The 22,123-nt window shown below is 37.9% G+C and carries 22 protein-coding genes; 9 read left to right on the top strand and 13 right to left on the bottom strand.

All coding sequences use genetic code 11. The features are described from left to right. Positions 1-61: 61 nt before the first annotated feature. The 7 genes from porV to ABR854_RS21165 form a co-directional block, all read right to left on the bottom strand. Entirely contained in the window at positions 62-1,237 is a 1,176-nt protein-coding gene (gene porV, locus ABR854_RS21195; RefSeq protein WP_350267849.1) for a type IX secretion system outer membrane channel protein PorV, read from the bottom strand. A gap of 102 nt (positions 1,238-1,339) precedes the next feature. Continuing rightward, positions 1,340-4,786, bottom strand: coding sequence for a type IX secretion system sortase PorU (porU, locus tag ABR854_RS21190; protein WP_350267848.1), 3,447 nt, complete (start codon positions 4,784-4,786; stop codon positions 1,340-1,342). 8 nt (positions 4,787-4,794) lie between these two features. Next, positions 4,795-5,460 carry a SprT-like domain-containing protein gene (locus ABR854_RS21185; protein ID WP_350267847.1) on the bottom strand — a complete coding sequence of 222 codons (666 nt, stop codon included), beginning with the start codon at positions 5,458-5,460 and terminating at the stop codon, positions 4,795-4,797. 108 nt (positions 5,461-5,568) lie between these two features. Then, on the bottom strand, positions 5,569-5,976 hold the full coding sequence (ruvX, locus tag ABR854_RS21180) for a Holliday junction resolvase RuvX (protein ID WP_350267846.1): 408 nt from the start codon (positions 5,974-5,976) through the stop codon (positions 5,569-5,571). Between the two features lie 247 nt (positions 5,977-6,223). After that, positions 6,224-7,039, bottom strand: coding sequence for a nucleoside triphosphate pyrophosphohydrolase (mazG, locus tag ABR854_RS21175; protein ID WP_350267905.1), 816 nt, complete (start codon positions 7,037-7,039; stop codon positions 6,224-6,226). A gap of 173 nt (positions 7,040-7,212) precedes the next feature. Further along, a complete protein-coding gene (locus tag ABR854_RS21170) occupies positions 7,213-7,872 on the bottom strand; it encodes a thioredoxin family protein (protein WP_350267845.1) in 660 nt (219 codons plus the stop codon). Positions 7,873-7,942: 70 nt separating this feature from the next. Then, positions 7,943-8,419 (bottom strand): TlpA disulfide reductase family protein, encoded by a 477-nt coding sequence (locus tag ABR854_RS21165; RefSeq protein WP_350267844.1) that lies wholly within the window; start codon positions 8,417-8,419, stop codon positions 7,943-7,945. A 170-nt stretch (positions 8,420-8,589) separates the two neighbouring features. Here ABR854_RS21165 and purU point away from each other — a divergent pair, with 170 nt between their 5' ends. Next, on the top strand, positions 8,590-9,444 hold the full coding sequence (purU, locus tag ABR854_RS21160) for a formyltetrahydrofolate deformylase (RefSeq protein WP_350267843.1): 855 nt from the start codon (positions 8,590-8,592) through the stop codon (positions 9,442-9,444). A 71-nt stretch (positions 9,445-9,515) separates the two neighbouring features. Here the strand turns inward: purU and ABR854_RS21155 are convergent, their stop codons facing one another. Continuing rightward, positions 9,516-11,180, bottom strand: a complete 1,665-nt coding sequence (locus ABR854_RS21155; RefSeq protein ID WP_350267842.1) for an OmpA family protein — start codon at positions 11,178-11,180, stop codon at positions 9,516-9,518. Positions 11,181-11,340: 160 nt separating this feature from the next. Here ABR854_RS21155 and ABR854_RS21150 point away from each other — a divergent pair, with 160 nt between their 5' ends. The 6 genes from ABR854_RS21150 to nadD all read left to right on the top strand — a co-directional run bounded on the left by ABR854_RS21150 (position 11,341) and on the right by nadD (position 16,548). Continuing rightward, positions 11,341-12,318: a bifunctional heptose 7-phosphate kinase/heptose 1-phosphate adenyltransferase gene (locus tag ABR854_RS21150; protein ID WP_350267904.1), complete on the top strand. Its 978-nt coding sequence runs from the start codon at positions 11,341-11,343 to the stop codon at positions 12,316-12,318. A 599-nt stretch (positions 12,319-12,917) separates the two neighbouring features. Further along, entirely contained in the window at positions 12,918-13,826 is a 909-nt protein-coding gene (gene rsgA / locus ABR854_RS21145) for a ribosome small subunit-dependent GTPase A (RefSeq protein ID WP_350267903.1), read from the top strand. Positions 13,827-14,141: 315 nt separating this feature from the next. Continuing rightward, positions 14,142-14,771 carry a sigma-70 family RNA polymerase sigma factor gene (locus ABR854_RS21140; protein WP_350267841.1) on the top strand — a complete coding sequence of 210 codons (630 nt, stop codon included), beginning with the start codon at positions 14,142-14,144 and terminating at the stop codon, positions 14,769-14,771. Between the two features lie 181 nt (positions 14,772-14,952). Further along, positions 14,953-15,252, top strand: coding sequence for a hypothetical protein (locus ABR854_RS21135; RefSeq protein ID WP_350267840.1), 300 nt, complete (start codon positions 14,953-14,955; stop codon positions 15,250-15,252). Between the two features lie 124 nt (positions 15,253-15,376). Beyond that, positions 15,377-15,979 (top strand): guanylate kinase, encoded by a 603-nt coding sequence (gmk, locus tag ABR854_RS21130; RefSeq protein ID WP_188770500.1) that lies wholly within the window; start codon positions 15,377-15,379, stop codon positions 15,977-15,979. Beyond that, the gene (gene nadD / locus ABR854_RS21125) at positions 15,976-16,548 is read left to right on the top strand and encodes a nicotinate (nicotinamide) nucleotide adenylyltransferase (RefSeq protein WP_350267839.1); all 573 of its coding nucleotides are present in this window, start codon (positions 15,976-15,978) and stop codon (positions 16,546-16,548) included. Before gmk ends, nadD begins: the two co-directional genes overlap by 4 nt. Before the next feature lie 62 nt (positions 16,549-16,610). Here nadD and ABR854_RS21120 read toward each other — a convergent pair whose 3' ends face one another. The 5 genes from ABR854_RS21120 to ABR854_RS21100 form a co-directional block, all read right to left on the bottom strand. After that, positions 16,611-16,895, bottom strand: coding sequence for a hypothetical protein (locus ABR854_RS21120; protein ID WP_350267838.1), 285 nt, complete (start codon positions 16,893-16,895; stop codon positions 16,611-16,613). 30 nt (positions 16,896-16,925) lie between these two features. After that, a complete protein-coding gene (locus ABR854_RS21115) occupies positions 16,926-17,828 on the bottom strand; it encodes an SDR family oxidoreductase (protein WP_350267837.1) in 903 nt (300 codons plus the stop codon). Between the two features lie 59 nt (positions 17,829-17,887). Continuing rightward, positions 17,888-18,586, bottom strand: a complete 699-nt coding sequence (locus ABR854_RS21110) for a peptidylprolyl isomerase (RefSeq protein ID WP_350267836.1) — start codon at positions 18,584-18,586, stop codon at positions 17,888-17,890. Between the two features lie 99 nt (positions 18,587-18,685). Continuing rightward, the gene (gene idi / locus ABR854_RS21105) at positions 18,686-19,219 is read right to left on the bottom strand and encodes an isopentenyl-diphosphate Delta-isomerase (RefSeq protein ID WP_350267835.1); all 534 of its coding nucleotides are present in this window, start codon (positions 19,217-19,219) and stop codon (positions 18,686-18,688) included. A 55-nt stretch (positions 19,220-19,274) separates the two neighbouring features. After that, positions 19,275-20,507 (bottom strand): TlpA disulfide reductase family protein, encoded by a 1,233-nt coding sequence (locus tag ABR854_RS21100; RefSeq protein WP_350267834.1) that lies wholly within the window; start codon positions 20,505-20,507, stop codon positions 19,275-19,277. A gap of 104 nt (positions 20,508-20,611) precedes the next feature. Between ABR854_RS21100 and rsmH the strand changes: the two genes are divergently transcribed. Together rsmH and ABR854_RS21090 are read left to right on the top strand one after the other, a co-directional pair. Then, complete coding sequence (rsmH, locus tag ABR854_RS21095) at positions 20,612-21,526, top strand: 16S rRNA (cytosine(1402)-N(4))-methyltransferase RsmH (protein WP_350267833.1); 915 nt, start codon at positions 20,612-20,614, stop codon at positions 21,524-21,526. A 111-nt stretch (positions 21,527-21,637) separates the two neighbouring features. Continuing rightward, a complete protein-coding gene (locus ABR854_RS21090; RefSeq protein WP_350267832.1) occupies positions 21,638-22,024 on the top strand; it encodes an FtsL-like putative cell division protein in 387 nt (128 codons plus the stop codon). Positions 22,025-22,123: the final 99 nt, after the last annotated feature.

Genomic DNA, 22,123 nt, shown 5'->3' with positions numbered 1-22,123 from the left:
TCAATCATTGAGCTTTTTTGTTAGAGAAACCAGTTAACCAATAACTAATTTCAAATATCTATTACTGATTCTCAGTCGGAACTTCCGTTGGATTACTTACTTTCTTAGCATCTAAATCAAAAATTAAGGTAATTCTCCAAGTATTAGAAAGTGGGCTACCTTGTGATGTTGGTACTAAATAAGCCAAATCAAGATTATAATTGTTAATTTTAAATCCTAAACCAGTTGTTACGTACTTGCGGCCGCCTTTCGCATTACTTTCCATAAAATAACCACCACGAAGAGCAAAAAAGTTATTGTACCAATACTCGACACCAGTTGATAAAGTAACCTCTCTTATTTCTTCTTGGAAACCATCTGGTGCATCAGAAAACGAACCAAAAATACCAGAAATTACACCTGTTGTTTCAGGATCTTTCCCTTTTACGATAACACCATTATTCCAAAGCGGAGGGGTTGGAATTAATAATTTATTAGCATCAAGTAAGAAGTTGAATTGGTTGTGAGCATCAATTTTAAAGTTGATAGCACCACCGACTTTTAGGTTTGTAGGAATATAAAAAGTACCTCGGCCATAATTAATTTTACCACCAATGTTTGAAATAACTGCACCTGCTGAATATCGAGTGCCTCGGTCTTTGTTTTTTGCACTTGGTTTTTCGTTTGTGTAGAAAAACGATAAATCACCTGCTACGTTATTGGCTGGTTTACTCGAAATTCCATTTACAACTTGAGCTCCAATCAAGTTCGAGTGAATATACTTAATATTGATACCAGTCGAGAAATCCCTGCCAATCTTACGAGAATATCCAGCCGTTATATTCATATCTCTCGATTGGAAAGTTCCGTTTGGTTGTCCTGTTGCGGTTGTAAACTGAATCTCTCCTTGATTAAAGTAGGTCATTGAAACTCCAAATGCCGAGTTTTTATCAATTTTCTTAAACATACCCGCATTGATTAAACCCATATCATCAACCAAATCACGTAACCAAGGTGTGTAAGAAACCGTAGCACCAATACTTTTATCGATAAATGTTAATTTCGCAGTATTCCAAAAGATTGAGTTTGCATCTGGTGAAGAAGCTACACCCGCATCGCCCATTGCTGCTGCTCTTGAATCTGGAGAGATTGTTAGAAACGGAACAGATGGATTTAGGGGTCTTTTTTCTTGTGCCTGAATGGTCAAAGAATTTATTAAAGCTACACTTGCCAAAGCGGCTACTAATTTGCGTTTCATGTGAGATTTTTTAATATTCTACCCTACACAAAGGGTACTTATCGGTTCAGAATATATTTAAGTCTTTAGTTTTACAAGTTCAAATATAACTTATTTTCTTGATTACTTCCAAAAAACCATTTTGCCAGAAAATGATGAGATGCTTTTTTCGGAGACAGAATCAACAGAAATACGGTAGAAATATATGCCAGTTTTCCAGTTTTTAGGCTCAATTTTCATGCCAAGGTTCAGCGATTTATCACATAGATAACAAGTCTCGGTTTGCTCAAAAACTTGCTTTCCAGTACCATCAAAAATGGTTAATGTGAATGTTAAATCTTGATTTTCAGCATTATGCTCAATATAGAAACTGGTACTGCTTTCAACAGGATTTGGATAGTTGTACGCCCTTAAAATCTTTAATTGTTCATCTTCTACTACAAACTTTAACGCTTCTTCGGCTGAATTATTATAGGTATCCCAAACTTTTAATCTAACGGTATATTGCCCCGCTGGCAATTTCCCAAAGTTATATTTTATTACTCCTTTCGTATAGTCATCCTTATTTGTAAAGTATTGATTTGCAATGATTTGTAGCGTATCATTTAACACGAGAATCATCTCATGACCTACACCCGCTTGCGAAATATTAATCCCATTTTCATCCGAAATTTTGGCTTCGAGAATGTTATTTTTATCAATTGAAAGCTCTATTTCGGGAGCTTTTATATCGCCTAAAATATTCATTTCGCTGTTGCCAATCATCAATTCGTTATAACTTCCCGAAGCATCAAGTGTGCTATCAACCGAAATTGCATAAAAATTTACCCGCCCAGCACCGACCTGATAATTAATGTCTTTAGGAACTACGAAGTTTACTTTAAATGCTCCATTTTTCACTTCAACCAAGCCTTCAAAAATCTGATTTCGGTAAGTTTTATAGCGAAATTTCTCAGTTTTTTGTCCAAGAGTATTTACCTCAGAAGGCTTATCAAAAACAGAGACGAGAATTTTTCCATTAAAGTTGTTTTTCTTCAAACCATCTGCTGAATTAATAATTTCTCCTTCTAAACTCACTTTCGATAGAGCCTTGATGATTTGCTTTTCAGGAGTATTGCCATTGATTTTGCTCAAAACAACTTTATCCGTTGGATAAGCAAGCTGCATGGAAGGATCGCCTAAGAGAGAAAAATTTCGATTGAAAACACCACTCAAAGAGTTATTCTTGGTGATTCTGAAAATATCTCCCAGTCGCAGATTCGGATTCGTATTTTTTTGTGCAAATGCCTGATAGAAAGCATTGTTTAACAAAAAGTTAGTGTTTGAATAAACAGGTCGAGTAGTAGTGAGCAGACCAATAGCCGCTCCTCTTGGACTCAACATTGCCATTTCAGCACCCGAAACGTTACCAGGGTCATCAAAACGCCCAAACGAACAAGTGGCTGTGAGAAACAATGGCATATTATTCAAATTTCGCCAAGACTGAATTTGGTCACGTGTCAGTACTTTCTCTTCTGTCCAGCCATCAGTGCCACCGTGTCCACTATAGTTAATTATCAACGCCCCTTCATTGACACTTTTATTCAAAGCTTTGTTTACTTCGGGCGAAATTGCTCCGTTGGCCGTAGCAATTTGTGGGAAAGCATCTAAATATATTTTATTGATAATCAGGTCTTTGGTTGTTTTTAAGGTTACTTCCGAAATATCATCAGCATCTTGTTGGTGAATATTAAAATCACCATCATCAGCCACGAAGCTAATTTTTCGTCGCCAACTGCCTGCTGTTCGTTGCGTTCGGGCATAATAAATGAGCTTATCAACCACATTTTTTGCTTCTTCTATACTCTTCACGGGCAAACGACCAACGCCGATTTCCATCGAATGATTTCCTACGTTATTTTCGGCCCATTCGCCTTCGTTATCTTCAAAAAATCCAAAATAATCGTCTGATGCGTAGCTGTTTACAGGGTTCAAAGATTCTCGACTTTCATAAGTTGGAATCTGTAATTTTGTATCAATTGAAGCGTATTGTATAATATTTTTATAATCAAAACTGGCATCGGCAAATAGTAGAAGGTATTTTAATTTTGTTGGATTTTTTTGCCATAAAAAACGCCCAAAATCTCTAATAGCGGTAGGGTCTGGGCTACCCGATGAAAACTCGTTATAAACTTGCTCAATATCAACTACCGCAACTGATAAACCATCGTTTGTTCGGCGGAATGCGGCCAAACGTTCCGCTTGCTCATGCCAGTTTTTGATGGTAAGTATTAGTAAGTCAGGTGTTTGGGTTTGTTGAAGATTCTGATTGTATACTTTCTGAATAGAGTTTGGTTCGAGTAGATTATTGTTTGAGAACAGTACGAAAGTTTTGAGTTTATTTTGTGTTTCTGCTCCGAAGCTGGCTTCTGAATTGTTTAATTGGAAAAGAATATTTTCGGGTAAAAGAGGATTCGTTACATCCCAAATTTTGTGTGTATTGCTGGCTTGACTAATGATGAAGTTAGAAGTTTTATTTCCGAGACTTTCAATCGAACGAACGAGTGTTTGTTGCTCATAAAACTGTAGTTTTCGTCTGGTTTGTACCTCAAAATAATTCAAATATGCTACTGACGAACTTTGGTTATTTTTATTGAAACTAAAAGTAAGTTTTTGCGTACTTTTTCCGTTGGAAATAGCTGTAAAAGTCTGAAAACTTTCGTTGCCCTTGATGTCATACGTACCTGTGCCGATTGCTCGGAGGCTTTGCTCACCGATGAGAGAGTCGGCATTGAGTTTTAGGCTGACTTTTGTTGCAGTGAATGATGCCCCCAAAATGGCGGAAGTGAGTTTAATACTTGAGTTTGGAATGATTCCTTCGGTCTTTAAATCAAAACTTATATCTGGACTTAGGCCAAACGATTCACCGTACCATTCACGCCCCGAACCGCCCAAATCTCGCCCGCCCAAACTTACCACATTCTTTTGGTCAAGTTCGTGGAAAGTGAAATCATCAAAAGTTCTGATATTGTTGGTTGAATTCACCAAAGTTTGATTTTTAATGCGTAAACCCTTAGTATCGGAGATATTTAGAAAAACAAAAGTGGTGTCGGAATACGGATTGTTTTGGTGAGTAAATTGTTGATTATTAGCACTATACAATACTCTGTGTGGACTTTCTGAATAAAAAAGTATGTAATCAGAAGCGTCGAATTTACCATCACTTTCGCCTACGATTTCAATAAAGTTTTCGGTTAAATCTTTTGCCCGAGGAGCGTTGTTTGCTTGCGGTAAAACTCCGCCACCGTTTCCAAAAATTCGGATATTTTGAGGGTTTAGTTTGGTAATATCAATACCTGTATCTTTCAGAAAGGTCGCATCAATTTTGTGTACGCCCGTGCGAGTGGTGGCAATCTTATACCATTCACCAGTGGCTAATACAGATGATTGAGCGTAAGAAAAAACAGAGAAAAACAGTAGAAAAATAAGTTTTGAAAAATACGAAAATACGATACTTTTCCCCGTTCCCCGAGCGAAGTCGAGGGGCGGGAAAGATGCTCGATTTTTTATATTTTTTAATACTTCGTTCATTCAAAAACTCACAGAGGATTGACAAGTGCCGATGCCAAAATTGTATATCGACGTTTCGATTGTTTTTCTAAACACAACACTCTCGTACGGCGTTTTTCTATTTTTTGAAAAACTGTTCCACGAAATTCAAACCATTGGTTATCAGTTAATTCTGATAGAGAAACACCAACTTGTTCACCCGCATCAAAACTTCTCAAAGCTTCGGCCAAAGGTGCATAACTCACCGAAGAAGCCGCTGGATTTTGCATATAGGCACTCAAAGGTAAAAGCAGTTTTTTAGGCAAATGCTCTTCGCTGAGCAAAGGCTGCATTAAATCTTGAAAACTCTTTTTCCATTCTTTTCCGTGGGGTTCTATTCGTTTTCGACCTTTATTGAGCCAAGCTCGCTGGTGAGCAATTTCATGAATGTATGTCACCAAAAAAGCATAAGAATTTAGGTCGTGATTGATGGTAATCTTGTGCTGCCCATCACGAAAAATATAATTTCCAAAGCAACTGCTTCGGGTGCGTGAAATCTTAAACGAAAAGGGTTGTTCTTTCCACAACTCAAAACAATACATAACCGTGGTTGCAGGAAGATGTTTGAGTAAAATTTCTCCCATCTTCTTGGCAGTAATTGTATCAGGCTTGTTTATTGTGGGCAAAGTCGGATTTTTATCCACAATGTTATTCACTTTTTTAAATAATTGTTGAAACATGTTTTAATAGTCCACGGTCAATAGTCGATGGTCCATAGTTAAGACAAGGTTTTAGTCACACGGGTGGCCTTGTTAAATCTTTAGTCAATTCCCCATAAAACTCTGCAAAATAATTACAGCACTGATTTTGTCGATATTTCCTTTTACTTGTCGGTCTTTTTTCTTCATTCCTCCCGCAATCATGGTTTGCATAGCCATTTTTGAAGTAAAACGTTCATCGTGCAGATGTATGGGTGTTTCGGGGAAAATATTTTTTAATTCTATCACAAATCGCTCTACGTAGGCTGTACCGTCGGTGGCTGTGCCATCAAGATTTTTAGGCATTCCTACAACAAAAGCCTCAACGACTTCGGTTTGGGTGTATTTCTTTAAATATTCCAACAATTTATCGGTCGGAACGGTTTCGAGTGCCGAAGCGATAATTTTTGATGGGTCAGTTACGGCCAAACCTGTTCGTTTAGCACCGTAGTCAATAGCGAGTATTCTTGGCAATTTTTCTTTTATTTAGTAATGATTCATATAATTATCAATATATGTGGACTTAGAACTGATGTTACGTATTTTTAATTTCCTCCCCTTGGAAAAGGGGAGGTGTCCTGACGAAGTCGGACGGAGGGGTGGAACTTATTTTGAAAGCTCTTCAGCAACCTTCCACCCCTCCGTCAAAATTCGACTGTGTCAGAATTTTGCCACCTCCCCTTGAAAAAAGGGGAGGAAATTAACCAAAGAGTTTATTAGTTTACAACTTCTTCGCTTCTTCCCAAAAAATATCCATTTCGGCAAGGGTCATATCTTTCAGATTTTTGTTGGCTTCTTTGGCTTTTTCTTCCAAGTACTGAAAACGCTTGATAAATTTCTTATTGGTGCGTTCGAGAGCAGTTTCGGGGTTAATGTCTATGAAACGAGCGTAATTGACTAACGAGAAAAGTAAATCGCCAAATTCGCCTTCGGCTTTTTCTTTATCAATAGCTTGGTCAGTTTTTACATCAAACATTTCTTTAAACTCACCCATTTCTTCCTCTACTTTTGCCCAAACTTGGCTTTTTTCTTCCCAGTCGAAACCCACACCACGAGCCTTTTCTTGAATACGCATTGATTTTACCAAAGCTGGTAAGGAACCTGGCACGCCACTCAAAACCGATTTATTTCCTTCTTTTAGCTTCAATTGTTCCCAATTTCGCTTTACTTCTTCTTCGTTTTCTACTTTCACATCGCCGTAGATATGCGGATGTCGAGAAACCAATTTATCGCAAATACCGTGAAGCACATCGGCCACATCAAAATCGCCAGTTTCGGAAGCAATTTTTGAATAAAATACCAAATGCAGCATTATATCGCCCAATTCTTTCTTGATTTCGGGCAAATCTTTCTCCAAAATCGCATCCGAAAGTTCGTAAGTTTCTTCAATCGTTAAATGGCGAAGGGTATCCATTGTTTGCTTTTTATCCCACGGACATTGTTCACGAAGTTCATCCATGATTGTCAGAAGTCTGTCAAAAGCCATGAGTTTCTCCATTCGTTGCGGAGGAAATATAGGGGGAAGTTTGTTGCTCATGTTTGAATGAGTGAATGTTTGAATGAGTGAATGATAGAATTCGTTCATGCTATCATTTTACAAAGTTCGTCAATAAAAAAGAAAAAGCCACCTGTTTTCGCAGATGGCAGACAATATTTTTAAGTCCCTTCCTACTGGGAAGGAATTTAGGGCGACCCACGCTGGGAAGGGCTTTAGCTTTTCCATTTAATAGCACAACCAACAGCTTTTGTGCTTGTCGTCACTACTGGTTTTCCTACTAAAAGGTTATTTACGGCATCTTCAACGTAGCGTTTTGTTACACCCGAAGGGTCTTGGGCATTATCGTCGATGGCTCCAATATAGCTCACGATTATCTTTCCACCTTCTTTTTTCAAAACATACGCTTGCGGTGTACGCATCGCACCAAATGCCTTAGAAACTACCTGCGTGTCATCGGTCAGATATGGAAATGGATAGCCTTTTTCTTTAGCACGCACTTGCATGTTAGCAAATGAATCTTCTTCGTAAGCGTCGGGGTCGTTAGGATTAATTGTAATCACTGGAAAACCCTGTGAGACATATTTACGGTCGAGGGCAATCACTCGGTCTTCGTAAGACTTCGAGAATGGACAGTGGTTTGAGGAAAAAACAATGATAAACCCCTTTGCTGATTTGAAATCAGCCAGAGACATCATCTTTCCATCAATATTTTTGAGTTTAAAATCCGATACAGCATCGCCTAAAGCGTAGCCAGTGGGTGCTGGTGCGGTAATTTCTGACAAATCTGTCAATGGCGTAGCCATAGCCATTTGTGTTGCCCCGAAAATGCTGCTCAAAAACACTGCTCCGAAGATTAAAAACTGCTTTTTCATTTGCTTAAATATTAAAAAAATGGTTGTGTCAAACTGTGTTGTTCACTAACGTTAATAAAACAAAAGTATTTCAAAAAAAGTGCCGAATTTTATCGCTAAGACTCTGATAGTCAAAAGATTGTTCGTAAAACTCTTGTCTTGTGCCGTTGCTTATCAGCGTGGCAGGAATCGCCCCCGACCATTGCGGACTTACTTTGTCAATCCAGCTGTTATAATCGGGTTCGTCAATCAAATATACTTTCGATTTTATCTGATGTTCGGACACAAATTTTTCTACTGTTTCTAAGTCTCGTTTGAAATCAAGACTAATGAAAATCACAGAAACGTTGTTCTGACGAAAATTATCGGCTAAAGCTTCAAAAACTGGCATTTCGCTCACACAAGGTTTACACCACGACGCCCAAAAATTTATTACACTAATTTTATTTTCTGTTTTTATGAGTTGCTCTAAGTCCGTAAACTTGATGACTTCAATGTTATTTTGAGCAAAAGAGCCATAAAATGTTGATAAAAGTGTGAATAAAAGATATATTCTGAATATTTTCACAATTCTTTGCTTGAAGTTGTTCGTAAATTTATTTTAAAATCCGTAATTCGCAATCTTAAACTTTGATTAATGTAATTTTAGTAGTCGAAATTTATGCTACACCTGTTTGTAAGCGATTACAAGGTGTGACACATATTCGCCATCTAAAAACTTTTAAAGCGTGCTAAATAATGGCAAAACATATTCTTTTGATGGATGGCCCCGATGCCAAAGGTTTGATTTTTCATGTAACAAGCGTACTGTACCGCAACGAGTGTAATATTATTTCGCAAGATGAATACGTAAGCCCTGCCACCGATGGGGTTGAAAGTCAGTTTTTTATGCGAACCGAGTTTGATTCGCCCGATAAACTCGACCCACAAAAGGTTTTGAAAGATTTGCAGGAAACCATCGCCACGCCCGAAATTAGTTTACGAATAAGTCCCAAGAAGAAAAAAGATGTAGTGATTTTGGCCACCAAAGAGCATCATTGTCTTTCGGATTTATTGATACGCTACAATTTTGATGAACTCGACGCCAATGTTTTAGCCGTGGTGAGTAATTATAATACGCTTCAACCTTTTGTGAGTAAATTCGGGATACCGTTTCATTACATCACGCATGAACACAAAACCCGTGAAGAACACGAAGAAGCAATTTTAAGAACGTTGGAGATTTACAAACCTGAGTATTTGGTTTTGGCAAAATACATGAGAATTCTCTCACCTGAATTCGTATCGCACTACCCCAATAAAATTGTCAATATTCATCACTCATTTTTACCAGCTTTCATTGGAGCGAACCCATACCGACAAGCGTATGAGCGAGGTGTAAAAATCATCGGAGCAACGGCTCACTTTGTGAATAATAATTTGGACGAAGGGCCAATTATTGCCCAAAATGTAAAAGACGTTGACCACAGCTATGCTGCAACCGATATGGCTCGTGAAGGAAAAGAAGTAGAAAAATCGGTGCTTACGCAGGCACTGAAACTCGTTTTTAATGACCGAGTATTCATTTTCGGAAATCGAACGGTGATTCTTTGAGTCGGCAATTTTCAGTTCACAGTTGGCAATTTTTTGACTGCCTACTGCCTACTGTAAACTGTAAAACTTTATTACTTCTTAACAATCACAAACTCCACACGGCGGTTTTGGGCTTTGCCTTCTTCGGTGTCGTTGGTAGCAATTGGGCGAGTTTCACCAAAACCTACACTCGTAACTCTATTGGCAGGAAGTTTCTTCGATAACAAATAAGTACGAACCGATTCGGCACGGTCTTGTGAGAGTTTTAAGTTACTTTCGTTTGAACCCACATTATCGGTATGTCCTTGAATCTCAATCGTCAGATTTACGTTCGACTTCAAGGTTTCAGCAATACGGTCTAATTCGGGAAACGACTCCGAACGTAGCGTAGCTTTAGCATATTCAAAGAAAATGTTGTTGAGAGGTACTTTTTCACCTTCTTTTATGGCCACCAACTTGAGGTCATCACCATTGATTTCCTTAAACTCTTTTATTTCCGTGAGGTCAATGTTTTTTCCAATCGCAATAAAATCTTTGGCTATGGCGTGGTACGAATATTTCTTTCCGTAAGGCAATACGATTTTGTATTCACCAGTGGCTGGGTTAGTGTAAGCTTCGCCGAGTTCTTCTCCATCGGCTAAGTCTTGATAAACAATTTTTGCTTCAATCGGGCGACCTGTTTTTTGGTCAACTACCTTGCCGCTAATCATTACAACGGGTGTTGGGGCAGTTGTGTCAGTATTTACAGGGCTTTTTCCTTCGGTTAAACTTTTTTGTTCTTCAACTCGATTATTTGAAGTTTGTACGCCCGCTACAGTTGGCTCAACCTTCTTCTCTTCACGAAGTTTGAAACGTACTAAATCACCTTTGCCGACAGAGTTTTTCTTGGTACTCATATACGCATATTCGCCCGAAGCCGAAATGGTGTATGAAAGTTCGTTGGCATCGCTATTTACTTTATCGCCCATGTTGATGGGTTTTGACCATTTTCTCCAACTTCTATCCAAGCGTTTCGATACCCAAATATCAGTGCCACCTAATCCGCCTTTGCGGTCGGTTGCAAAATAAAGCGTATAATTATCCGATGCCAAAAATGGTGTAGTTTCGGTATCTCCAGTATTAATATTATCGCCGAGACTTTCGGGTTTTGTCCATTTGCCATCTTTCCCCAGAAAGCTCACATACAAATCATCTTGTTTGCTGTTTCTCTTTTCACTGAAAGCCAAAATCAGTGTTTTTCCATCATTTGATAAGCAAGCCGTCAGAAATTGACCTTTACACATATCATCAAATTTCGGAATAATTACTTTTTGTGGCTCACTCCAACCAGTTTTTGTTTTCTTGCATGTCGAAAGTCCAGCTTCGTTTTCACGGCGACCACCATTATAAACCCCCGAAATCAGAATCGTATTTCCATCAGGAGTAATACTAAAAAGGTCGTTATATTGGTCTTTATTGATGCTATTGGGCATTCTTCGAGCAATAGTCCAAGAACCATCTCTATTTTCAGAATACCATACATCTTGACTTCCCTTTGCACCATAATTATTTGATGGGTGGCTCACACGCACAAAATACAATGTTTTTCCATCGGGTGAAATCACAGGATTTAATTCATTAAATTCGGTATTAAGTGCCGAACCGAGTTGCTCCATTGATTGAGCAAAAAGCTCATTTGGAGAAAAGTATAAATAAGAGGATAGTAAGAATAGGATAGCCTTACGCATAAAATCTATTTTATTTTTAAGAATAATCATACAAGTCGCTTTGCAAATAACGCAATCTCCGAGCCAAAATGTATTAATTCTTAAAAAAATCATTCTAAAATCCGTAGTTTTGTACCCGAATGAAAACAGAAGGCTTTGCTGGGCGACACTCGCTCTAAGCGAAGTCTTCCATGAAAAATATTTTAAACTCGTGCAAGCAAACCAAATTTTTGATGCCTTCGCTCAACTCAGAGTATTGATTGTGGGCGATGTGATGATAGATTCGTATATTTTTGGAAAAGTTGAGCGTATTTCGCCCGAAGCTCCGATTCCCGTTGTAAATGTAAAACGTAAAGAAATTCGTTTGGGCGGAGCAGGAAATGTGGCAATGAATATCAAATCATTGGGTGGAACTGCTATTTTATGTACCGTTGTTGGTAATGATTCGGATGCAAATGATTTGGTTAAATTGTTGACAGATAATGATTTACCGACCGAAGGTATCATCAGAAGCAACGACCGTATTACGACTGTGAAGCAACGTGTTTTGGCAGGTTCGCAGCATGTTGTGAGGATTGATTCAGAAATGGACGGCCTTATCAATGCCGGTGAGCGTTCGCAACTCATAGAAAAAGCAAAAATTTTGGCTGAATCGTGCGATGTGATTATCTTTGAAGATTACGATAAAGGTGCTTTAGATGCAGAAAGTATTCAGTCAATCGTTAGCTTTGCGAAGTCGAAAGGTATTCCGACAATCGTTGACCCTAAGAAACGTAATTTTCTGCATTATCAAGGAACTGATATTTTTAAGCCAAATCTGAAAGAGTTAAAAGAAGGTTTAAAAATTGATTTTAATGCCAAAAATTTAGACGAAGTAAGAGCAGCAGTTGCTTCAGCCAAACAAACTTTGGGCGTGAACGGCGTATTTTTGACTTTATCCGAAAATGGAGTTTTTATAGACTTTGCCAATGAAACGCACCATGTTGCGGCACACTTACGTAGTATTACCGATGTTTCGGGGGCGGGCGATACTGTAGTGAGCATTGCGGCTATGTGTTTAGCTCTGAAACTTTCGCCGAAAGCAATTGCTGAAATGTCAAACTTAGGAGGCGGACTTGTGTGTGAATATGTGGGCGTGGTACCAATCGAAAAGGAGAAATTGAAAGCAGAGTATCAGAAGAATTCGTAGGAACGTCCAAATTGGACGTTTCAAAGTTGGTTTGTAGCACAAAAAAAAGCACCCGACATTTTTTTCTCTTAGAAATAATGTGTGGTGCTAAAAATTCAGAATGTCGGCAAATTGGCGGCTTTTATGGCTACAATTCATTGTGACTGAATTATTTTGTGGTTGGCTTGAATGGTATTGTTAGTTTTCCTTTTTTGTTTAAAGAATAAACTACAACTCCAACAGCAACAGCGGCTAATCCGAATAATACTCCTTTCTTCATTGTCGTATTTGTTTAAAGTGTGTCTTTTTTTGGTGTTTTTGAACAACTAAATAACGGAAAAAACTTAATATTTGTTGCAACAAACGCTTAAAAATTACTTAAAAATTTATTTTACGGTAAATATTATCGCTTGATACCTTATCCAACAACAAAATTAGGGAAAATACAGGAATAATTATATCAAATTATTTTCTTAAAAAGAAAAAATATAATTATTCATATAAAAATTATCTAACGGATAATTTTTATATAGAAATTCGCCTTTAAGTCTATTTTAAGATAAGAATAGTTTTTTACATTTTAACTCTATCAAATTTTGAGCCAAAACATTGGATTAGTGATGCGTTCGACGGGTTCTTGGTACGATGTTCGTTCCAATGAAGGGACTATTATGCAGTGTCGGCTAAAAGGGAAGTTCAAAATCAAGGGTTTGAAAGTGACTAACCCGATTGCTGTTGGCGATAAAGTTGTTTACGAAATAGAAGATGAAGTGCGAAATACGGGCATCATCAGTGATATTCTTCCTCGTGAAAATTACATCATTCGTCAGTCGGTACATAAAACGGCTCACGGTCATTTATTGGCAACTAATCTCGACCAAGCGGTGCTGATTGCGACGCTCGATTTTCCTCGCACTTCACTTGGGTTTATCGACCGTTTTTTAGTAGCGGCTGAATCGTTTCGTATTCCTACGGTCTTGGTTTTTAATAAGTTAGATTTGTTGAACGAAGAGCAAATCGAATACCAAAAAGAGTTAGCTGACCTCTACGAAAGCCTCAATTATAAATGTATTTTTACTTCTGCCACAGACGGTGTTGGGGTTGATGAATTCTTTAATATCTTAAAAGGGAAAGTTTCGCTAATTTCGGGACATTCAGGCGTCGGAAAATCTACTTTGGTCAATGCCATCGCTCCTGATTTAGATTTACGCACTTCGCAGGTTTCAACATTTGCTAATAAAGGTGTGCATACTACAACCTTTGCCGAAATGTTTGAAATTGCACCCGAAACTTTCATCATTGATTCACCTGGAATCAAGGAATTAGGGCTTGCCGATATGGAAAAAGAAGAAATTGGGCATTATTTTCCCGAGATTTTGGAAATAATGAGAGAATGCCGTTTTCATAACTGTATGCACCTCGACGAACCAAATTGTGCTGTAAAAGAGGCCGTTATGGAAGAACGGATAGCCCAAAGTCGCTATTTTAGCTATCTGAGCATGATGGAAGGTGGCGATAATAGAAAATAGAGAAAAAAAATACAGTTTTCGGTCCACAGAAAGAAAATAAAGCCTATTAAATTAAAAATCTTTGGACAGTTGACCAAAACTCTCCTTTTATCCTCAAAATCAGTCGTTTCGCACAAATAATATTTTCTGACGAAAGCTATTCTTCTTTTCTTTGTCGTATATACATCAGAAAAGAATTCCTGCATTATCAAAGCCATTTATCGAGATTAAAAAAGTGTTTTTCAGGAAACTTAAAAAATCAATCTTGGTATTCTGACAAATCGTTTTAATCTTGGTGTAAAAATCGTAATTTTGCCCGACTATAATTAAAAGTCTATGGAAGAAGAAGAAGACATTGTAGAAGTAGAAGCTCGGTATTCGGAGAAAGAAAAATACGCCGTTTTTGATAAAGAGTTTATGCCACACATAGACTCGATGTACAACTTTGCCTTTCGCCTCACAAATGATGAAGATGATGCCAATGATTTGGTACAAGATACCTATCTGAAAGCATTCCGTTTTATCAATTCATTTGAGAGAGGAACTAATGCAAAAGCATGGTTGTTCAGAATTTTGAAAAACAGCTTTATCAACGATTATCGTAAGAAAAGCAAAGAACCATCGAAGGTAGATTACCAAGACGTTGAGACAACCTACAATTCGACAGAAGATGCCGAAATGGATGCCACAACCGACTTGCGTACTGAAACTGTGCAAGATATGATTGGCGACGAAGTTGCCAATGCCTTAAATAGCTTGCCCGTTGATTTCAGAACTGTTATCATTCTATGTGATATTGAGGGATTTACGTATGAAGAAATGGCGAAAATCTTGGATATTCCAATCGGGACTGTTCGTTCGAGATTGCACCGTGCCAGAAACCTTTTGAAAGAAAAATTGAAAGGATATGCTACTTCAATGGGCTACAAAACCGAAGAATTGGAGAGCGAAGAAGAAGAATTTTAATAGATAAACTCATACAAATGAACAAATTTTGAAAGATTACTGTTGTCCATTTGTTCAAAAGCTTGGTAAGGTAGATTCTTCAGCCAAATAATTTTTGCTTGAATAGTCGAATGTCAAGAGAAAATACTTTACAAACTAAAGTAAACAAAATAAAATTACTGTTCCTATAATTATTAAATCAATGAAGTATCAGTGTGAAAATCATCAGAAGTGCATGAAGATGATACAGGCCGTTCTTGACGGTTCTGCATCGGCTGAGGAAGTGGAACACTTCAAACAGAACATGGATGCTTGTATGCCCTGTATCGAAACATACAAGTTGGAGAAAAGCGTGAAGGAAGCGATGCAGTCGAAAGTAGAAAAAAAATGCTGCCCACAGTCGATAATCGTTGATATTAGAACAAAAATAGGTTTAGCACTTTTGTTGCTGGGATTTATATTTATCGAAGTAAAACTCTATCATATCTTATTTAGTTGTTGATTTTAGTATCTTTGCAAAAATATTCGGCCGTCAAATTTAAAATTTGATGGCTTTTTTAATAAAATCAAACGAGGCACATCTCTGAAGATGTGCCTCGTTTTTAAAGCGAAGCGAGAAACTTCCCATGAAAGGTAAAGCAATCATATTTTGTGCCCCATCTGGCTCGGGCAAAACCACCATTGTCAAACATCTACTTGGCAAATATTCTAATCTCGGATTTTCGATTTCGGCTTGCACACGTGACAAACGTGGACGCAACGAAGAAAACGGCAAAGATTATTATTTCTTGGATATTCATGATTTCAAAGAAAGAATCGACCGTGATGAATTTGTCGAATGGCAAGAGGTGTATCCAGGAGCCTATTATGGAACACTAAAAACCGAAATCGAACGACTTTGGGATGAAGGCAAAAATGTGATTTTTGATGTAGATGTAAAAGGCGGAATGAATCTAAAAAAGTATTTTGGAGATAATGCTTTAGCCATTTACGTAAAAGTGCCTTCGATGGAAGAATTAGAGCGACGCTTGCGTTCGAGAGGTACGGATGATGAAGATAGTATCTCTCGCCGAATCTACAAAATGAAGTTTGAAATGGAATTTCAGAATAAATTTGATGTGATTTTATTGAATGATGACATCGAACATTCTTGGCAAAAAGCAGAAGATTTATACGAGAAATTTACGAAAGACGAATTAGTGATTACCCAAAAACCATTGGAAGTGTGAAAATAGGTTTGTTTTTTGGTTCGTTTAACCCCATTCACGTTGGACATTTGATTATTGCAAATACAATGGCCAATTGCACCGATTTGGAGCAGGTTTGGTTTATTGTTTCGCCGCAAAACCCATTCAAGAAAAACAAAAGTTTGCTGCACGAATTCGACCGACTGACGATGGTCGAAAAAGCCATTTCGGACAATTATAAACTAAAAGCCAGCGACGTTGAGTTTTCGATGCCCAAACCAAGTTATACGATTGATACATTAACGAAATTATCCGAACGCCACCCAAATCATGAGTTTAAGCTCATCATGGGTGAGGATAATTTGGTGCAGTTTGAAAACTGGAAAAACTACGACAAGATTCTGGAATATTACGAATTGTATGTTTATCCAAGACCAAATACGGCCGAGCATAATTTCAAAACTCACCCAAAGGTAAAATTTGTTGAGGCTCCATTGCTTGATATTTCAGCAACATTTATCCGAAACTCAATCAAGGCAGGAAAACCCATCCGCTATATGGTTTTGGATGTGGTCGATGAATATATCCGCTGGAAGAAGTTTTATTTATAGAAAGAAAATGTGGCACACTTCAACAGGTGTGCCACATTTATTTATCGCATTTACTGCATTCTTTATGAGTTTCTTTTCTTGATTTCTTCGTCAATTTCTTTTCGGTCTTTTTTAGTCGTAAAATAGAGAAGTACAAGGAAAAAAAGAGGAAAAAGAAAAGGTGTACCATGGAACTTTCCATTCCCTTCCGTTGCAGCATCAGCTCCGATATAATATCCAAAAGAAAAACATAGCAATATAAATACAAGAATAAATAAGGCCACAAGTAAATTGGAAGTGTTTTTATTCTTACGTTGCTTTTCAAGAAGCTGTTCATCGGTGAATGATGCGTATTTATTGATTTCCATAAATTATAAATAGGGTCGGTTGAGAAAATCTTATTTACTAATCTGCCCCGCTAAAACCTCAATTCCTTCCTTAAAGCTAACTGGTTCATAACCAAGTACTTCACGAGATTTTGAAAGGTCAAAGCCTGTTCTTGGTGGGCGTTTTGCTGGTTGTGAAAATGTTGTAGAATCAGCTTGTGAAATGAGCGATTTATCGAGTTTGAAATAATCGGCTGTCATGATTGCCATTTCGTAGGGTGTCAAGAAATCTTTTCCCGAAATATTGAAAATGCCTTCGGCTTCCTGTTCGGCAATCAAGGCACAACCTTTTGCTAAATCTTCGGCCAAGGTAGGTGTTCGCCACTGGTCAGTTACGACCTTAATGTTTTTTCCATCTTCCAATGACTTTTTCACCCACAAAATAATATTCGTGCGACTCATATCGTGAGCAATACCATATACCAAAACTGTGCGGGCAATTCCCCAACGGATATTACTATTCGTAACCAGTTTTTCGGCGGCGTATTTACTCCAACCATAAAAACTTATCGGATTTGCTTCTGCATCTTCTTTGTAAGGGCCAGATTTTCCATCGAAAATAAAATCAGTAGAAACATGGAGCAAGAAACAATCAATTTTTGAGCAAGCCTCAATTAAATATTCGACTGAACTTACATTCTGAGCCCAACAGGTATCTTTTTCACTCTCGCATTGGTCAACATTGGTCATGGCAGCGGTATGAATAATCACGTTTGGCTTAACGTTCCCCACAACTTCTTGCACTTGTTCTCGGCTTGTGATATCCATTGATAGGTATTCGTAGCCTTCAGAAAACGGCAAACGATTTTCGCCACGAGCAGTGGCAACGACTTGAAGGTCTTTTGTATTTAGCAGTAATTCAACGAGTTTTTGACCAAGTAAACCGTTTGAGCCTGTAATTAAAATTTTTTTCATTTTATATTTTTTTAAAACTCTCCACAACTTAAGAGAAGTCTAAATGGGATTATCGAAAGTCAATATTTATATCCGAATTGCTTAGTAATCTTCTTTTTACGCATTTTCTTGACCGTCATGCTCATTTTTATATCTTCTTTTGGGCGGTCGGCAGAGTCTCTTGGTTGTTTGGCAATTGTATCAATCAAATCAAGGTTATCAATGGCTTCGCCGAAAACTGTATAGGCATTATCAAGTCGAGGGGTTCCGCCCAAAATCATGTACTCGGCACGTTGCTGAGTTGTATAATTCATTCCATTGCGTTGTGCAACTTGCGTAATTTCTTCATCAGTCATTTTTTTGCCTTGCACAATATAAAATTGACATGCACTTGATTTTTTTTCGGGATTATTATCACGAGCGGCCGCTAAAGCACCTTTTTTATGGACACGATTAGACTTAAATTCAAACGGAATACGCTCCATATTTCCGCCACCACCACCGAGACGTTGATTAGCTTTAGCTGTTTTAGATTCTGGGTCGCCACCTTGAATCATAAAACCATCAATGATGCGGTGAAAGAGAAGGCTATCGTAGAATTTTTGCTCAACTAACTTTATAAAATTGGCTTTGTGAAGTGGAGTATCATCAAACAACACTAAATGTGTTGTACCATATTTGGTCTTTAAAGTAACTAAATAATCTTTTTTTGATTTCTTCTGAGCGAACGAAATAGTGCTGATTAGCAGTAAAGTATAAATAAAAAAGTGCTTCTTCATGCAGATAAAGGCTATGGATAAAGCACAAAAATACAATAAATATTTAAAGAGACTTCTGAGAACGAAAATCTTTTGATTGTAGGGTAAAATTAGTAGTGTTTAAACCAATACTAAATTAGAAGCGACGAATGCCATGAATTCGTCGCTCTTTAATATTTCTTTGAACCAAAATGTATAATTCTGTGGTTTTTTCGATACATCGTCGAGCAACTCATCGACCGTAACCCATTTATAGTCAGCTACTTCCTCGGAATTCGCCACAAACGAATCGTTGTAAGTTCCCACAAAAACATTGTCGATTTCATTTTCAACTAAACCATTCTCAAATTCGGCACGGTACTGAAATTTATAAAGAAACTCTAAATCTGTATCAAATCCCATTTCTTCGCCCAAACGGCGATGAGCAGCCGCACTGATTTCTTCGTTGGCGTTAGGATGTCCACAACAAGTGTTCGTCCATAAGTCGCCTGAATGGTATTTGTGTGAAGTTCGTTGATGAATCAACAACTCATTATTTTCATTGAATACCAAAATTGAAAAAGCACGGTGAAGCAAGCCTTGTTGGTGTACCCAAAGCTTTTCGCCAGTTCCGATTTCTACGTCTTGTTCGTTTACTACAATGATTTCAGTCATAAGCACCCCAAAAATGAATTGTTTACTTCTATAACTGCTCCAAAACAAAATTGTTTTATTCGGCACCTAATTTATCGACCAAACGATTGAAATCACTTACGAAATCATCGTAATATTGGCCTGTTCCTGGACCAGAAAATCCTGTGTGAATTTCACGCACTTGCCCTTTTTTATCAATGAAAATCGTAGTCGGAAAGCCCAAAACGTGGTTGAGCATTGGTAGTGTTTTTGAGGCTTCGGCTTTATCATTTGTTCCTGCCAGAAGCACTTCATATTCAATGCCAAAGCGTTCTTTTAAGCGTTTTATTTTTGGGTAAGCAAAGGCTGGGTCGGTGCTTTTTTCGTAGGCCAAACCTATAATTTCAACACCTTTTTGCTTGTTTTTAGCATACCACGGAGCTAAAAATTTACTTTCATCCATACAATTCGGACACCAAGAACCCATGATTTGCACTACTACTACTTTTCCTTTATAACGCTCATCAGTCAACGAAACTTTTTTTCCTTGCTCGTTTGGGAATGTAAAATCAATGGTTTTGTAGCCATCTTTCAAATAAGTGAGCGTTTTTTCATCAGGTAGTTTGGCGTTATCATCTTTTACGCCTTCCCAAGATTCAAAACTATTCAAACTCGACCAAAAACTTCCGCCTGTGAGTTTTCCACCGTCAATTTTGGCTTTAAATAAAAATAAGTGTGTACCATCAAAGCACGAAAGTTTCAATGAATCGCCGATGATATTGCCCGAAAGATAGCGATAATCGCCCGTTGTGGTTAAGAACGTTCCGCTTACTTCATTTCCTTTGGTCGAGAACAAACCAACCGAAACCGTAGAATCCTTTTTATCTTCTGAGCGGAAAAGTACACTATATTTTGGGGCTAAAAGTGTTTCTGGTTTATCGGTTTTGTTAGTAAAACGATAGGTTTTGCCAAATTCTGCCGTAAAATCTCCTTGTAAAAAGCTAAAATCCGAACGCATTTTTTTCCAGTAACCAGTCATTTTTTCACCTTCAACTTTTGCTACAATTTCGGCATCGAACAATTCGATTGGAATATGCAGCGAGTCATTTTTGATGAATGATTTATCCATTTTTAGTTTTTCTTCACCGTTCAGAATCGTTACGGCGTAAGCATCGCCCTCTTTCTGAATATCAAAATTAAAAGGTAATTCTCCGCCTTTTGTTGGAATTACCGCTCGCCACGTGCCGATTTTAGGCTCGTTAGAGGTTTTACAGGCATTTAAAGTGAAAAATAAGGCTACGATGAAGGGTAATTGGGTAAGTGTTTTCATAAGGTTTTCTTTGGTTCGATATACGTTGGCTGCATGAAGGATCCTGCCAGCGTTGATTTTTTTAGTACTTTTGCATTTCAACATTGTAAATATATAAAAAGTTTATGTCAGTTTATCACACGCCCGTAATGCTCAAAGAATGTCTCGAAGGTCTGAATATTAAACCCGATGGCATTTATGTAGATGTCACTTTCGGTGGTGGAGGACATTCGAGAGCGATTTTGGAGCAACTTACAACGGGTAAACTTTATGCCTTCGACCAAGATGCCGATGCCAAAGAACAAGCTAAACTGATAGAGAACAAAAACTTGATTTTTATCGAAGCTAACTTTCGTAATATCAAGCAATATTTACGTTTGTACGGCGTAAAAAAAGTAGATGGAATTTTGGCCGATTTAGGCATTTCTTCGCACCAAATAGACACGCCCGAGCGTGGTTTTTCGACTCGCTACGATGCCGAACTGGATATGCGTATGAATCAAAATGCACCAATTTCGGCCAAAAATATTGTCAATGAATATTCGATTGATGAATTACACAAGATTTTGGGAATGTATGGCGAAATAAAAAATGCTAAAACTGCCGCCCAAACGATTTATACGGCTCGACTCAACCGAAAAATCGAAACGATTAATGATTTGAAAGGAATTTTGCAGAAACTCGCTCCTCGTGGTAAAGAAAACAAATATTTTGCCCAAGTTTTTCAGGCCTTGCGTATCGTTGTGAATGAAGAAATGGCAGTTTTGGAAGACTTTTTGAAACAAACCCCCGAAGTGCTTGCTCCCGAAGGTCGTTTGGTGGTGATGTCGTATCATTCGCTCGAAGACCGTTTGGTGAAAAACTTTATTCGTAGCGGAAAATTTAGCGGAGAAGTAGAAAAAGATATTTTCGGGAATGATAAAAAACCACTCGAATCGGTTACGAGAAAAGCCGTAGAAGCCACACCTGAAGAAGTTGAGCGAAACCCACGTGCCAGAAGTGCAAAGTTGAGAATTGCTGAACCAATGCCCATAAAATAAATTTTTGATAAAATATCGCTTTTATTTCCACCTAATTTATAAATTTGTCTTGCTATTGAGCAAAAGCTCAATCAACGTGCTTTAATAATAAACCTATAACTCATTACTGGAATGGCAACGAATACTTTTCGGGACCGTCCTGAGCCTGTTACTATGGCCGCTCCCAAGCCGCCCCGCAAAACAGGCATCTTTGACCGCCTCAACACTTGGCTTACCAATCGCTTAGAACTTGGTGATGAACTTCCTACCGAAACCCTCCGACGAATCATCTGGTTGGGATTTTTGGGTATTTTCTACATTTATGTGCAGCATAGCTACGAAGGTTTTATCAAAAAAATCGACAAAGCTCGCAACGACATGGAAGAAAAACGTGCGGCCTATATCTCGCAAAAATCAAAGTATATGTTTGCCAGCAAGCAATCTGAGATAGCTAAAAAGCTAACTGATGATGGTTTAGAAGAAAACATTACTCCTCCCACAAAAATTGTTGTAAAATAATCAAAAGATTGACGAGTTACGATTGACGAGTTATGATTTAAAAACGTCATTTGATGATGTGTTTTTTATTCAAATTATTCGTCAATCGTCATTCATCAA

The organism is Emticicia sp. W12TSBA100-4 (assembly GCF_040253585.1).
GTDB lineage: Bacteria > Bacteroidota > Bacteroidia > Cytophagales > Spirosomataceae > Emticicia.
The sequence above is the reverse complement of the archived record's forward strand: the minus strand, read 5'-3'. Positions and strand labels throughout refer to the sequence as shown.

Bases quoted from the DNA above. Each gene is read 5' to 3' on its own strand.
- porV (WP_350267849.1), bottom strand. From the start codon at position 1,237: ATGAAACGCAAATTAGTAGCCGCTTTGGCAAGTGTAGCTTTAATAAAT.
- porU (WP_350267848.1), bottom strand. From the start codon at position 4,786: ATGAACGAAGTATTAAAAAATATAAAAAATCGAGCATCTTTCCCGCCC.
- mazG (WP_350267905.1), bottom strand. From the start codon at position 7,039: ATGAGCAACAAACTTCCCCCTATATTTCCTCCGCAACGAATGGAGAAA.
- ABR854_RS21170 (WP_350267845.1), bottom strand. From the start codon at position 7,872: ATGAAAAAGCAGTTTTTAATCTTCGGAGCAGTGTTTTTGAGCAGCATT.
- purU (WP_350267843.1), top strand. From the start codon at position 8,590: ATGGCAAAACATATTCTTTTGATGGATGGCCCCGATGCCAAAGGTTTG.
- ABR854_RS21155 (WP_350267842.1), bottom strand. From the start codon at position 11,180: ATGATTATTCTTAAAAATAAAATAGATTTTATGCGTAAGGCTATCCTA.
- rsgA (WP_350267903.1), top strand. From the start codon at position 12,918: ATGCGTTCGACGGGTTCTTGGTACGATGTTCGTTCCAATGAAGGGACT.
- ABR854_RS21140 (WP_350267841.1), top strand. From the start codon at position 14,142: ATGGAAGAAGAAGAAGACATTGTAGAAGTAGAAGCTCGGTATTCGGAG.
- ABR854_RS21135 (WP_350267840.1), top strand. From the start codon at position 14,953: ATGAAGTATCAGTGTGAAAATCATCAGAAGTGCATGAAGATGATACAG.
- gmk (WP_188770500.1), top strand. From the start codon at position 15,377: ATGAAAGGTAAAGCAATCATATTTTGTGCCCCATCTGGCTCGGGCAAA.
- ABR854_RS21120 (WP_350267838.1), bottom strand. From the start codon at position 16,895: ATGGAAATCAATAAATACGCATCATTCACCGATGAACAGCTTCTTGAA.
- ABR854_RS21115 (WP_350267837.1), bottom strand. From the start codon at position 17,828: ATGAAAAAAATTTTAATTACAGGCTCAAACGGTTTACTTGGTCAAAAA.
- ABR854_RS21110 (WP_350267836.1), bottom strand. From the start codon at position 18,586: ATGAAGAAGCACTTTTTTATTTATACTTTACTGCTAATCAGCACTATT.
- idi (WP_350267835.1), bottom strand. From the start codon at position 19,219: ATGACTGAAATCATTGTAGTAAACGAACAAGACGTAGAAATCGGAACT.
- ABR854_RS21100 (WP_350267834.1), bottom strand. From the start codon at position 20,507: ATGAAAACACTTACCCAATTACCCTTCATCGTAGCCTTATTTTTCACT.
- rsmH (WP_350267833.1), top strand. From the start codon at position 20,612: ATGTCAGTTTATCACACGCCCGTAATGCTCAAAGAATGTCTCGAAGGT.
- ABR854_RS21090 (WP_350267832.1), top strand. From the start codon at position 21,638: ATGGCAACGAATACTTTTCGGGACCGTCCTGAGCCTGTTACTATGGCC.